A 13,858-nucleotide genomic window follows, 5' to 3' on the forward strand; every position below is an offset into this window, starting at 1 on the left:
ATTAAATTGTTTTTGAGGGTGTTTACCCTCAAAAACAATTTATGTAACGTTACATATTAGATCCTAATTAGTAGAAAATGAGGAGGTGAATTAGGTGAAACTCGAGGCTTTTTTGGAAGTTGCCAAAGACTTGCAGGAACTCTATGATGAGGAAGTAGCGGTATGTATTCTAGATACAGAAAAAGTATTGGCCTGGTATCCCAGCCCAAATCTGAACATGAAAATTGAAGCGGGTGATCCCTTGCCTAAAGGGGGCATATCTGAAGAAGCTGTTCGCACTGGAAAGCGTGTTATAAGGCGTGTGCCTAAAGAGGTGTTGGGAATCCCCTATGTGGGGATAGGTTATCCCATCAAAGAAAACGGTATTGTCGTGGGCTGCGCCATGATTGATATTTCGGTTGCTAAGTATGATACCTTGGCAGATGTCGGTCAGGATATCTTAGCTTCAGTAGAACAAATATCCGCTTCTGCTGAAAACTTGTCCGCTTCTTCGGAGGAACTGGCAGCTACCGTTAAAAACATGGAAAGTGAGACGAGCCGGGTTTTTAACGAGATTGAGCATACGGGCAATGTTAAAGATGAGATCCATAAGATTTCTATGCGAACTAATATTCTTGGCCTAAATGCTTCTATAGAAGCTGCCAGAGCCGGTGAATATGGGCGGGGTTTTTCGGTTGTAGCAGATGAGGTTCGAAAACTCTCTGAATTTACCAGAAATTCGACAGCGGAAATTGAGACAGACCTAAACAATGTTCATAGTTCTGTCCTTAAACTGATCGAAGGAATTGAACAATTGGGTATGGTAACAGAGTCTCAAGCGGCAGCGGCAGCGGAGCTGTCATCCGCTCTTGGACAGATAGCTGTTTTGGCTGAAAAACTGGTAAACATAGGGACACGCAGGTAACCGGAGGGTTGAAAGAAACTGACAGCAATATGAAAGGCTCCCCTATGGCAGAAAGGTTAAGGTAATTAACCTTTCTGCCATAGGGGAGCCTATTATTTTTTACTACTCATCGCCTGGAGAGGCGGTATGGCTTACAGTTGACCAATTATTCGGCGAGAGCGATGGCTTCAATTTCTACGATGGCATCTTTAGGCAGCCGGGCGACTTGAACAGCCGAACGGGCGGGTGGATTATTGGGGAAATAAGTAGCATAGACAGCATTCATAGCTGCGAAGTCATTCATATCTCTCAGGAAAACGACAGTTTTTACGACTTTGTCCATGGAAGAACCGGAAGCTTCTAATATAGCTTTAACATTATCTAAAGATTGTTTAGTTGCTCCTTCAATGTCAGCTACTAACTCTCCGCTTTGAGTATTAATGGGAAGCTGGCCTGATGTAAAAATAAGATTACCTACCTTGACTCCTTGAGAATAAGGGCCGATGGCTGCAGGAGCATTTTGGGTATTAAGGGTTTGTTTATTCATGATGAAATCTACCTCCTTGAATTAGTCAGGCAATGATGGCTATTTGAAGCATTATTTTATATGCCATGACTTATTAAGTATAGCTGAGTTTAAACCAATAAACCAAGTAAGAAATTGGAATTTAAGCAACGAACATAGTTTTCCCTAATAATATGTTTTTATCAATAATTATGGAGTAAAATGAGAACTCTAATGTAAGAACACAAGAGAAGGAGAAGGACATTGAGTAACCAGCAAATGCCGGATGATTTAAAAAGGTCATTGAAAAATCGACATATACAAATGATTGCCTTAGGAGGAGCTATTGGTACAGGATTATTCTATGGCTCAGGAACCTCAATACAATTAGTTGGACCAGGAATCACCTTATCCTATCTTATTGGGGGGGTTGCTGTTTTCTTTATCATGAGGGCTCTTGGCGAGATGTCTGTTGATGAACCGGTCTCCGGTGCTTTTAGCCACTATGCTTATCGTTATTGGGGAGACTTTGCAGGCTTTTTCTCCGGCTGGAACTATTGGTTCTGTTATGTTGTTGTCAGTATGGCAGAGCTTTCTGTGGTTGGAGTCTATATCAATTATTGGTTTCCAAAGGTACCCACTTGGATCTCAGCTTTGATATGCTTAATTTTGATTACAGTAGTCAACCTCATTAATGTTAAAGCTTTCGGTGAGTTTGAATTTTGGTTTTCCTTAATAAAAGTAGCTGCCATTGTGGCCATGATCCTATTTGGACTTCTAATCATCTTTTTCGGCTTTGGCAATAGCGGAGAAGCCATTGGCTTAAGCAATTTATGGGCTCATGGAGGTTTTTTGCCCCACGGGTTATGGGGATTATTGTTATCCTTAGTCATTGTGATGTTTTCCTTTGGCGGGGTTGAGCTTATTGGAATTACAGCGGGAGAGGCAGACCAGCCTAAGGAATCCATTCCTAAGGCTATTAACCAAGTTGTCTGGCGGATTCTGTTGTTTTATGTCGGAGCCCTATTAATATTAACTATTATTTATCCATGGAATCTCGTTGGAACGACAGGCAGCCCTTTTGTCGAAATTTTTTCAGCTATTGGAATACCTGCGGCTGCAGGAATTCTAAACGTGGTGGTTTTAACGGCCGCTCTTTCGACTTATAATAGTGGATTGTACAGTAATGGCCGCATGATCCACAACTTAGCCCTTCATGGCAGTGCTCCTAAACTATTTGCCACCCTGAGCAAAGCAGGGGCGCCGGTTTATGGTGTGGCATTTTCTTCAGGACTCACCTTAATTGCAGTGATCCTCAATTTTCTTGTTCCAGGGAAGGTTTTTATGTATCTGATGTCGGTAGCCACGATGGCCGCCATTTTGAATTGGATTATGATTTTAATAACTCAGTTAAAGTTTAGGCAGAGTAAGGTCGCTGCCAAAGAAGGGGAGAAACTTTCCTTTAAGCTGCCATTCTGCCCTATTTCCAATTATGTCACCTTAGCATTTTTAGGGGTTGTTATTATACTAATGGCGTATATCCCAGATATGGTTTACTCACTTTATATCGGTCCGGTTTGGATTCTTATTTTATATATTGGTTATAAATTACGAGGACCTTCCAAGGTTGTTAAAGGGAAATAGGGCAGGAAATTTGTAATTTAAACAAGAACAAACTATGAGGTGAATTAATCAAAAGAAGGTGTTAATATGGGTTTAATTTACTCTGTTTTCGTTCCCCATCCGCCTCTTTTTATTTCAAAAATTGGCCGAGGAGAGGAGTATAAATGCCAAGCCAGTTTAGACGCTTATCAAGAGATCTCCCGGCGGCTGGTTCAGGCAAAGGTTGAAACAGTGATTGTAGTTTCCCCCCATGCCCCTCTTTCCAAGACGGGAATAACATTGGTAAGCGGAGGTACCATGCGGGGAGATTTCTCTCAGTTCGGTGCTCCTCAAGTCAGTTTTGCCTTCTCCAGTGATACGGAGATTATTGCACAATTAAAAGAACGGCTTACCGGGGCAATTCCTATACAGGCTCCTATCGATCATGGCGCTATGATACCTCTTTATTTTTTGCAAAAGGAAGGTTGGCAGGGAAAACTTGTTCTTTTGGGGATGCCGTTAGAACAACCGGAGAAGTATGGGAAAAGGTTAGGCCAGATTCTGGACAGTTTGCCAGGACGTTATGGACTGGTTGCAAGCGGTGATCTTTCTCATCGCTTGAAAGAAGATGGACCTTACGGCTTCAATTCTGCAGGGCCAAAATTTGATGAATTCATTGTCAAAACTCTCCAAAGAGATACAAGAAAAATAGCGGATTTACCCTATGAACTTATTGAAAAAGCAGGAGAATGCGGATACCGCAGTCTTCGCTTGGCCCTGGCTGCCAAGGAGGGGGCACCTGAAGTTCTTTCCTACGAAGGGCCATTTGGCGTAGGGTATATGGTAGCTGATCTTTATCATAGTTCTCCCTTGCCGCAATGGGCGCGCCGGTGTTTGAAAGCTTATTTGGAGAAGAAAGAGCCGGATCGTTCTCAGGCAGAAGATGGAGAGTTCGCTCAGCACAGGGGATGCTTTGTAACCTTAAAAAAGGAAGGGCAATTACGGGGATGCATTGGGACGACGGAAGCTTGGCAGGAAAATCTGGCCTTAGAAATTCAGCACAATGCCATTGCTGCCGGGACCCAGGATCCCAGGTTTCCGCCCGTTCAATTAGAAGAAGCGGATAACTTAACTATTACAGTGGATGTCCTGGGTGAACTTGAAAAAATAGCCGGTCCCGAAGAACTGGATCCATGGAGGTATGGCGTTGTCGTTCGCCGGCAGGGCAGAAGCGGACTGCTTTTGCCCCATCTGGAAGGGGTCGATACCGTCGCGGAGCAAATCAGTATTGCCAAGCAAAAAGCAGGAATTTATTCCGACGACCCCGTGGAACTCTGGAGATTTGAGGTAACGCGCCATTATGAGTAACGAAAAAACTTATACAGCAAGTTGCTTGCTCTGTCCCCAGCACTGTCAATTACGGCCTGGGCAGTCAGGGCGGTGTCATGCTCGAGAAAACCGTGAGGGGGAAATTATTTCCCGAACCTATGGGGAAGTCGCGGCTTGGAATGTAGATCCCATTGAAAAGAAACCCTTATATCATTTTTACCCCGGTTCTTGGATTTTTTCTGTCGGGGGGTTTGGCTGCAATTTAAGCTGCTCCTTTTGTCAAAATTATGAGGTCTCTCAGCAGCACCAAGCAGGACGAAAGGTCACTCCGGCAGAATTAGCAGAGCTTTCAGTACGGGAACAGAGATCCATCGGCTTATGCTTTACCTATTCAGAGCCCAGCGTGTGGTTTGAAATGATTCGGGATACAGCTCCTTTTGTGAAGGCTCAGGGCGGGAAAGTTGTCCTGGTCAGTAATGGAACGATATCTCCACACTTTCTTGAAGAGCTGATTCCGTGGCTGGATGCCGCAAATATTGACATTAAGGCATTCTCGGAAGATTTCTATCAGCATTATTGCGGCAGTAAATTAGCTTGGGTCTTGGATAATGTGGAGCGCTTAGCTGGACGAGTTCATCTGGAGGTTACGACGCTGCTTATTCAAGGGGCCAATGATCATCCTCGTGAGCTGAGAGAATTAGCGCAATGGCTGGCAAAGCTTAATGTTCCATTGGCCTGGCATCTAAGTGCTTACCATCCTGCTTATCGGCTCAAAGTTCCTGCTACGGACCGTGAGACATTAGATCGAGCCTGGGATATTGCTAAAGAGTACCTGCCTTATGTCTATTTGGGAAATGTAAGAGGCGGGAGTACAACTTTTTGTCCTCGCTGTGGTGAAACAGTGATCAAACGGGAACCTTTTCTTGTTAATCGTTTGGATGGAGGGTGCTGTCCAAAATGCGGGAAGGGAATCTTTGGGGTTGGCATGATATGATGTTTTTGTAAAGGAGTCTCCTGCTGTGCAACTCTTATTCTTAATGATCGAACATATTGGTCTGATCGTAGCATTAGCCTTCATCTTGACGAGGTTGACGGCCTTTCGCAACCTCATTGATCATAAACTTGACCGGTGGACGATGATCAAGCTTTCTGTCGTATTTGGGCTCTTTGGAATTATTGGAACCTATACCGGGATTTCAATTAGACCCAGCACTAATTCCTTTCTCTGGATTCCCCGTGTGGATACCATTGGCTTTGAGGAAGCTATTGCTAACTCAAGGGTGGTGGGGGTTGTCATCGGTGGTCTTTTAGGCGGACCGTGGGTTGGTCTTTGCGCAGGGCTTATAGCCGGCATTCACCGAGCACTCCTTGGCGGCTTTACAGGCCTGGCCTGTGGGATTTCCACGGTAACAGAGGGATTAATTGCCGGCTTAGTCTACCTTAAAATTGGAAATCGCAGAATCGTTTCGACTTCAAAAGCGTTATTGACGGGAGTTATTGCGGAGTCGGCACAAATGCTCATTATTCTTCTTATCGCTAAACCATGGGAAAGCGCTGTTGTCTTAGTCCAAGTCATTGCTCTTCCGATGATCCTGGCTAACAGCTTTGGAATAGCCCTATTTGTTACGATTATTCGATCGGTTATCCATGAAGAGGATCGTATCGAAGCTGATCAAGCTCAAAAAGTCCTTCATATGGCGGATCAAATGCTGGTCTATCTCCGAGGAGGGCTTAGCGAAGAATCCGCAACCCAGGTTTCCAAGCTGCTCTTGAAAACAACGGGTGTTTCGGCGCTTTCTATTACTGACCATGAAAAAATCCTATCTCATGTAGGGATAGGGGATGATCATCATTTACCCGGTCACACCATTTTAACCGAAGCGACTAAAAAAGTTCTTAGAACCGGAGAACTTTATATTCCTAAATCATTGGCGGAAATTCACTGTCCGCAAAAAGGATGTCCTTTAGCAGTGGCAATCATTGTTCCTTTAAAAAAGGCTGATGAAGTGGTTGGGGTATTAAAATTTTATTATCTCAATGTCAAACAGATAAAACCCGTCGATGAAGAAGTAGCACAGGGATTGGGCAAACTCCTTTCCCATCAGCTGGAGGTTGTGGATGCCCAGAATCATGCTCAACTCATTCGTGAAGCCGAGATTAAGGCTCTTCAAGCTCAGATTAATCCCCACTTTCTGTTTAATTCCTTAAATACTATTGTCGCCCTTGTTCGGACACAGCCGAATATGGCTCGAAAGCTGCTTATTCAACTGGGAAATTTCTTTAGGCAAAATCTTAATGCCTCACTTCATGAGTTTGTTACCTTAAAACGGGAGCTCGATCATACCCGTGCTTATCTGGATATTGAACAAGCACGATTTAATGAACGTTTAACTGTCAAATTTGATATTGACTCCAAACTGGAAGATGTTCTTTTGCCTCCGCTGACTCTACAGCCACTTGTGGAGAACGGAATACGTCATGGTCTGCAAGGGCTTGAAAAAATAGGAGAGATTCTTATTCAAGCCAAAGAAGATAACGGGCATGTTCTCATTTCCGTAAAAGACAATGGAGTAGGAATTTCCCCGGAGCGAATTGCTGAATTACTTCACAGCCGAATTGAATCTCGGGAAGGGACAGGCCTGGCCTTGTATAATGTCAATCAGCGTCTTGTCTTTCACTTTGGAGAAGAAGCTCAACTACAGATTGATAGTCAATTGGAGCAAGGAACAAGTGTATGGTTTAAAGTTCCTCTAAAGCAGGGAGGGAGTGTAACTTGATTACTGCCGTTATTGCCGACGATGAAACCTTGGCTAGAGATGAGTTAACCTACCTTTTAGAACAATGTTCCGATATAGAAATTATTGGGGAAGCGACTCAGGGGAATGAAGCTCTGGAAAAGATTTTAGAGCTCAAACCAGATGTGGCTTTTTTAGATATTCATATGCCTGCTCTCGATGGTTTAGCTGTAGCTAGAAAATTACTTGAAGAAGAACAGAATTTGATGATTGTCTTTGCAACCGCCTATGATAAGCATGCCATTCAAGCCTTTGAAGTTAACGCGGTAGATTATCTTTTGAAACCCTTTGATGAGGAACGTGTCTTAAAAACAGTAGAGCGGATTCGTCAGCGAGTTAAACAAGCCAATAACGATCCGCTGAATGAAACCCTCAATGATTCTCTTAAGGAGCTTCTGACAAAAATGGCGGCAGAGAGTTCATCTCTGACAAAAGGGCCGCTGCAAACAGCAAAAATCTCAAAATTAGCGGTCCAGGCTGAAGAAAGTGTTGTCTTAATCGATCCCAAGGATATTCTCTATATTTACCGTGAAAACCGGGATATTTTTATCAAAACAACAGAAAAAGAGTATTTAACAAAGTGCACCTTACAATCATTAGAGGACAAACTTGCCAGCTATCCTTTTTTTAGACCACACCGAAGCTATCTGGTAAATTTGAATTTTGCCCAAGAATTAGTACCCTGGTTTAACGGAGCCTATACCTTAATTTTAAATGATGAAAAGCGTTCCAAAGTTCCTGTGAGCCGAGCTTATGTTAAAGTTTTGAAAGATATGCTGGAAATCTAGTTGGATACTACATTACAAAACGAACTTAAAAAACTCCCGTTTGGGTTACGATATTGACATTTTAGACATGAATTCCACATCCTCTTTTAAGCATGATTTAAAATAAGAAAGCAGTCCAATGGACGTGATATAATCTTAATTTTTAAATCTGAGAGGAGGATTCTTGTGATAACATTTATACTTTCTTTTGTCGCACTTATTATTGGCTACATGGTCTATGGCAAGTTTGTCGAAAAAGTATTCGGGATCAATGAGAATAAAGAAACTCCTGCTTACAGCAAAGCTGATGGAGTGGATTATGTTCCAATGGGTTCCGGCAGAGGGAGTCTTGTTCAGCTCCTAAACATTGCGGGATTGGGCCCAATCTTTGGACCTATCGCCGGTGCTTTATGGGGTCCGGCTGCTTTCCTGTGGATTGTTCTCGGAGGAATATTTGCAGGTGCAGTTCACGATTATTTTAGCGGCATGCTTTCCGTAAGAAATGGCGGGGCTCAGCTTCCGGATATTGTCGGCAAGTATCTGGGTCAGGGAATGCGTCAATTTGTCAATGTTTTTTCTGTGGTATTGCTGATCCTCGTAGGAACGGTTTTTGTCGCCGGTCCTGCCAACCTGATTGTTACACTTACACCTTCCTGGATTAGTTTAGGAGTTGTGACGGCTGTAATCTTTATTTACTATATTTTGGCGACGCTTTTGCCCATTGATAAAATCATTGGCAAGATTTACCCAATCTTTGGTCTGCTGCTGATCATCATGGCTGTAGGAGTTGGAGCAGGATTAATCATTAAAGGCTATCATATCCCGGAACTCACGTTGAGTAATCTTCACCCTAAGAATCTGCCCATGTGGCCTTTACTCTTCATTACCATCGCCTGCGGCGCCATCAGTGGCTTCCATGCTACCCAGTCTCCCCTAATCGCCCGTACTATTGAGAATGAAAAATATGGCCGTAAAGTCTTTTACGGTATGATGATTGGAGAATCAGCTATTGCTCTAGTTTGGGCTGCAGCCGGAATGGCCGTCTTCGGCGGAACGGGCGGATTGCAAGAAGCCTTAGCCGCAGGAGGACCTGCTGGAGTTGTCCGTACAGTGTCAATTACTATGTTAGGGGCTTTCGGTGGAACGCTTGCTATTATTGGAGTTATTATTCTGCCTATCACTTCCGGGGATACAGCATTCCGAGGAGCTCGAATGGTTATCGCTGACTTTATGAAAATGAGCCAAAAGCCGATGTCTAAACGCCTGGCAATCTCTATTCCTATCTTTGCAGTTGCTTATGGCTTAAGCAGAATCGACTTTAACTTCCTTTGGAGATATTTCTCCTGGGCGAACCAAACAACGGCTATGATTCTTCTCTGGGCAGCCGCTGTTTATCTGGTTAAAGAAAAAAGGCTGCACTGGATTGCAACTCTTCCTGCTATCTTCATGACCGCAGTTACCTTCACCTATCTCTTGCAAGCTCCTGAAGGTTTTAGTCTCCCCACCAGTATTTCCTATCCAGTCGGACTATTAATTACCCTCGGAATCACTATACTCTTTGCCAACAAGGTTCTTAAAGAGCGTAAACTGAAGACGGATGAAACCGTTTCTGTTTCCGCGAAGTAAGTATTAAAGCCAATTTTGTAGCGTGTTTCTGAAGATTTTTTAGGTGAAAGGGGCGAGATTGTATAAGGTGGTTGTACCCCAAGTAGACCTGCAGGTGAATTTATCAGAACAGGCCCTTGAGTATATTAAAGAACATGGTGGTATCCTCACCCTTGATGAAGCTCCCCAAACCGGATGTTGCACAAACATCGTCTTCATCGGAGCGCATTCCGGAAAACCTGAAGAAGAAGGGTACTTCGGAGTGAAGGAACAAGACGAGATCCTGATCTATTATGATCCGTATGTTATCAAAAAAGATAAACACTATGAAGTTGTTTTAGAAGGTATCTTGAAGTGGCAGACTCTGAGGGTATATTAACGCTAAAAAGGTGACTCAATGCGAATGCTTTGAGTCACCTTTTAGACGTAAACTAGGTACTTTTAGAATTACAAAAGGTACATTGTTGCCAGCACACCGGTAACAGACATAACGATGGTGTAGGGCAGGGCCAGTTTTACCATTTCCATGTACGACAGGCGAATCAGCGGAGCAAGTGCCGAAGTCAATAGGAACAGGAACGCCGCCTGGCCGTTTGGAGTAGCAACGGAAGGGATGTTTGTCCCCATGTTGATGGCAACTGCCAGCCTGTTGTATTGCTCCAGGGCAATACCTCCGGCTTCAAAGGCTTTCTGTGTTTCAGTCATATAGACGGTAGCGACAAATACGTTGTCACTGATTGCCGAAAGGATACCGTTGGCCCCAAAGAAAGCAACGAGCTGATTTTGTCCTTCCAGGTTTAGTACCCAGTGAATGATCGGCGTAAACAGATGCTGGTCATGAATAACCGCAACGATGGAGAAAAAGACCACTAACAGCGCAGTAAAGGGCAGTGCTTCTTCAAAAGCATGACCGATGCGTCCTTCTTCAATAACTCCGTTGAAAGAAGTAAGCAGGATGATAATCATCAGACCAATAATACCGACTTCTGCCAGGTGCAGCGCCAGGGAGAAAATCAGCAGAACTCCGCATACAGCCATAATAATCAGCCGCACACGTCCGCGAGTATCCAGCGCAGCATCTTTGGCTTTGGCGTCATCTTCCATCACCTGTCGAACTGAGTCAGGAAGCTTGTAGCCGTATCCAAAAATCTTGGTGACTTCAAGGGTAACGGCGGTCAAAAGACCAACGATTAAGACCGGAATAGACACAGGTGAGCTGTTCAAAAAGAAATCAACGAAGTTCCACTTCATAATGGAGCCGATCAGCAGGTTCTGGGGTTCACCCACCAGTGTTGTTGCTCCGCCCAGAGCTGTACCTACGGCACCATGCATCATAAGATTGCGCAGAAAACCACGGAATTGGTTCAGGTCCTCCTGATAGATCTCATCAACAATATGGTCGTGATTGATGTCGTACTTTTCGTATACTTTTTCGCTGGACGCAAACTTGTGGAAGATGTTATAGAACCCATATGCCACGGCGATAATCACTGCAGTTACGGTTAGGGCATCCAGAAAAGCGGAAAGAGCTGCACCCAGTATTGAAAACAGAAATGCCAGGGCGACTTTAGATCGTACCTTGGTAAGGATCTTAGTAAACAGGTAGACAAGACCCTCTTTCATAAAATAAATCCCGGCAACCATGAACATAAGAAGCAGAATAACCGGCAGGTTCAGTTCAACTTCGTGATAAACGGAATGGGGGTGTGTAAGCCCGATCACAACGGCTTCGATGGCAAGAAGTCCGCCGGCAGGGAGGGGATAACATTTTAGCGCCATGGCCAGGGTAAAGATAAATTCAACAATCAATGCCCAACCGGTAACATATTTGCCGAGGGTCAGCATTAAAATAGGGTTTAAGACCAGAAATGCCAGAATGGTTCCTTTGTACCAGTTCGGAGCGTGACCCAGAAAATTTGCTCTGAATGCCTCGCCCATGCTCATCTGTTTCACTTGTCCGATACTTGTTTGTTTCATAAACACTCCTCCAAAATGAAAAATTCTATATTGCTTAAATCTGCTCCGCAAGAGCAACTACTGCACGGTGTAAGAATAAGTCCGTAGGGCAGAAGAAAAATACTGCCACAATTAAGTCAATGTTCAATTACCTCCTTACCCCTTATTCCATCTTAGTTTAACCTTTATTTATATAATTAAATAATGGGGGATGATTTGGTTCAGAGAAGAACCGTTCAAAAAGAGTGGCTGTTCACTAAGATATCCTCTCTAAAACAAAAGGAGAGTAGCCTAAAAAGACTGCTCTCCCCTGAGAAGTTCTGTGCTTGTAGTCTGGCGATCATAACCTGTCTGAAGAGTATAGTAATATTCTCTCAGGCGGGCCTTAGACCCATGACTTTAGCGTCCTACGCTTTCGCGAAGTTTGCTCCAACCGAACCGGATCTATTAAGTTATTAGCTTGTTCACAATTATATATATTGTATCAAATGAACCTGTAATCGTCAAGGTCAAAAATTTGTGATCACCCCTTTAAAGAAGCTACCGATGGTGCTTGAGCGAGTAAGGGATAAAATACGTATAAATAAAAAGTTGTATAGATAAAGGGATGATGTACATAATAATCTCAAACAGTTAGGAGGGGTTAATTTGACTATTCAAGCAGACTTAGAAAAAGCAGTCGCCAGTGCTCAATCGGCTCTTGGAACTTACGAAACTTTTGCAGCCTCAACTCAAGACGATACAGCCAAAGCAATGTACAAGGATTTATCCGGTGATATGGAACGTCATGTTGCCGTACTTAAAGGTCGATTGAACTATGTGACTGAAAATAACCCTATGAATAAACCTATAAGCTAGAAAACATATTATCCATTGATCAAAGACTTCGGTTAGAAAAGGAGAGCCTAAAGCTCTCCTTATGATGTGAGAAATTGACTGGAGTTACAGTATATCTTATGCTACATTGTCCGGAAAGGTTAAACTTATATCATGGGAGCTATAATTTCACGACAGATTTTGGGGTTATTTAAATATTGGAGGAGAGCTTAGTTGCTCTCCTTTTTTGTTACCGATCATATTTACCTCTACCATTACATTTCTCGCAAGCGCCATAGGGTTCATTCGGAGTTTCTTTAATTAAATTCTTTTTAGTTTCCAAAACTTGAAAGATATCCTTAAGTTCACTGTGTGAAGCCCAGAGTTGGTACCCTGATTGGTTCTCTGTTCTACCGAGGCCAGAACATTTAGGGCACTGTTTAACAAGAGTATCAAGGTCAAGGGGCATATAGTATAATAGATCAGGTAATTCAGGGTTTTTTGTTTGAGCAGAACCTCGGTGTGGTTGAGCCGGGGTTCTGCTTTTTTTGAGGCCTTATTTATTTTGGAACTGAAGCAGACTGCATTAATCATAATCGTAATATCAAAACTTTGGGGTAACGTAATATTTTAAAGGCTCGTATATTATCGTTAAATATGTTACATCATAGTTAATGGCTTAAAGCCATGAAATGCGCTCCACAAGCCATTACAAGCCTTATCGTTAAACATATTACAAGGAGGTTATCTGAGTGTTTAAACATGTCAAGGATATGGAGTATACCGTACATGTAGATCAACCTGATCCTCGGTTTGCTGTTTTACTTCTTGAACAATTTGGTGGCGGAAACGGTGAGCTTAAAGCGGCCATGCAATATTTCGCTCAGAGTTTAGGGTGCAATGACCCAAAAATTCGTGATTTACTGCAGGATATTGCTGCAGAGGAGTTAAGCCATTTGGAAATGGTGGGCGAGTGTTTGGCAATGTTGATTGGCAATGTGGATAACATACCTAAAGATTTTGCAGCTAATCATATGGCTCTGCTGGGAGGCGGACCGCTGTTGGTTAACTCTGCGGGAGTACCATGGTCATCCGCCTTTGTCAATTCAACAGGGGATCTTTATACGGATCTTTCATCAAATGCCGGAGCGGAATTGCGCGCTAAACTGATTTACGAACGACTTCTCCAGCAAACAGATGATGCCGGCGTTAAAGATATGATTCGTTTCCTCTTAAGCCGTGAGGAATCCCATAACTTCTCCTTTATGCAAGCTATTAACACTCTGCAAGGAACCGGAGTCAATAAAGACTTCAGAGACTCAGATTTTTCCAAGAAATATATGAACATGTCCACCTGTCAGGGGGACAGCCGAGGACCATGGAACCAGGGCAATGAGTTTTCTTATGAAGAAAATCCTGAACAGAAGTATGGCGGACCTGCCCAATATGGCAAAGATCCTCAGGCAGTTGGAGGCAAAGAAGTTCAGCCTGGGTATAATGATCATACTCGTAATAATCCACAGTATTCTCAACCACAACCAACGCCGGCGCCAAACCAACATTAAGACTAGGATTCACATATTTATAGAAATAGAGGCTA

At 43.4% G+C, this 13,858-nt stretch carries 12 protein-coding genes and 1 riboswitch; of the genes, 10 read left to right on the top strand and 2 right to left on the bottom strand.

Annotated features, from left to right (window positions below; translation table 11 throughout):
- Positions 1 to 94 precede the first annotated feature (94 nt).
- Positions 95 to 904 carry a methyl-accepting chemotaxis protein gene (locus tag DESOR_RS30505; RefSeq protein WP_014182990.1) on the top strand — a complete coding sequence of 270 codons (810 nt, stop codon included), beginning with the start codon at positions 95 to 97 and terminating at the stop codon, positions 902 to 904.
- Positions 905 to 1,049: 145 nt separating this feature from the next.
- Here DESOR_RS30505 and DESOR_RS02250 read toward each other — a convergent pair whose 3' ends face one another.
- A complete protein-coding gene (locus DESOR_RS02250) occupies positions 1,050 to 1,430 on the bottom strand; it encodes a RidA family protein (protein WP_014182991.1) in 381 nt (126 codons plus the stop codon).
- A gap of 237 nt (positions 1,431 to 1,667) precedes the next feature.
- On the opposite strand from DESOR_RS02250, the gene DESOR_RS02255 reads away from it, so the two are divergent.
- The 7 genes from DESOR_RS02255 (at position 1,668) to DESOR_RS02285 (ending at position 9,865) form a co-directional block, all read left to right on the top strand.
- Positions 1,668 to 3,032, top strand: a complete 1,365-nt coding sequence (locus tag DESOR_RS02255) for an amino acid permease (RefSeq protein ID WP_174275437.1) — start codon at positions 1,668 to 1,670, stop codon at positions 3,030 to 3,032.
- Positions 3,033 to 3,098: 66 nt separating this feature from the next.
- Positions 3,099 to 4,358, top strand: coding sequence for an AmmeMemoRadiSam system protein A (gene amrA, locus DESOR_RS02260; protein WP_014182993.1), 1,260 nt, complete (start codon positions 3,099 to 3,101; stop codon positions 4,356 to 4,358).
- Positions 4,351 to 5,313: an AmmeMemoRadiSam system radical SAM enzyme gene (gene amrS / locus DESOR_RS02265; protein ID WP_014182994.1), complete on the top strand. Its 963-nt coding sequence runs from the start codon at positions 4,351 to 4,353 to the stop codon at positions 5,311 to 5,313. Before amrA ends, amrS begins: the two co-directional genes overlap by 8 nt.
- A gap of 25 nt (positions 5,314 to 5,338) precedes the next feature.
- Positions 5,339 to 7,096 (top strand): sensor histidine kinase, encoded by a 1,758-nt coding sequence (locus tag DESOR_RS02270; RefSeq protein ID WP_014182995.1) that lies wholly within the window; start codon positions 5,339 to 5,341, stop codon positions 7,094 to 7,096.
- Entirely contained in the window at positions 7,093 to 7,902 is an 810-nt protein-coding gene (locus DESOR_RS02275; protein ID WP_014182996.1) for a LytR/AlgR family response regulator transcription factor, read from the top strand. Before DESOR_RS02270 ends, DESOR_RS02275 begins: the two co-directional genes overlap by 4 nt.
- Before the next feature lie 165 nt (positions 7,903 to 8,067).
- Entirely contained in the window at positions 8,068 to 9,507 is a 1,440-nt protein-coding gene (locus tag DESOR_RS02280; RefSeq protein WP_014182997.1) for a carbon starvation CstA family protein, read from the top strand.
- Between the two features lie 67 nt (positions 9,508 to 9,574).
- Complete coding sequence (locus tag DESOR_RS02285) at positions 9,575 to 9,865, top strand: CC/Se motif family (seleno)protein (RefSeq protein WP_014182998.1); 291 nt, start codon at positions 9,575 to 9,577, stop codon at positions 9,863 to 9,865.
- A gap of 68 nt (positions 9,866 to 9,933) precedes the next feature.
- On the opposite strand, the gene nhaB is transcribed toward DESOR_RS02285, so the two are convergent.
- Positions 9,934 to 11,514, bottom strand: coding sequence for a sodium/proton antiporter NhaB (gene nhaB, locus DESOR_RS02290; protein ID WP_242832441.1), 1,581 nt, complete (start codon positions 11,512 to 11,514; stop codon positions 9,934 to 9,936).
- Positions 11,515 to 11,766: 252 nt separating this feature from the next.
- Positions 11,767 to 11,881: riboswitch (cyclic di-GMP riboswitch) on the bottom strand.
- Between the two features lie 209 nt (positions 11,882 to 12,090).
- Here nhaB and DESOR_RS02300 point away from each other — a divergent pair.
- Positions 12,091 to 12,300 carry a DUF1657 domain-containing protein gene (locus DESOR_RS02300; RefSeq protein WP_014183000.1) on the top strand — a complete coding sequence of 70 codons (210 nt, stop codon included), beginning with the start codon at positions 12,091 to 12,093 and terminating at the stop codon, positions 12,298 to 12,300.
- 710 nt (positions 12,301 to 13,010) lie between these two features.
- On the top strand, positions 13,011 to 13,823 hold the full coding sequence (locus DESOR_RS02305; protein WP_014183001.1) for a manganese catalase family protein: 813 nt from the start codon (positions 13,011 to 13,013) through the stop codon (positions 13,821 to 13,823).
- Positions 13,824 to 13,858: the final 35 nt, after the last annotated feature.

It is taken from the genome of Desulfosporosinus orientis DSM 765 (assembly GCF_000235605.1).
Lineage (GTDB): Bacteria > Bacillota > Desulfitobacteriia > Desulfitobacteriales > Desulfitobacteriaceae > Desulfosporosinus > Desulfosporosinus orientis.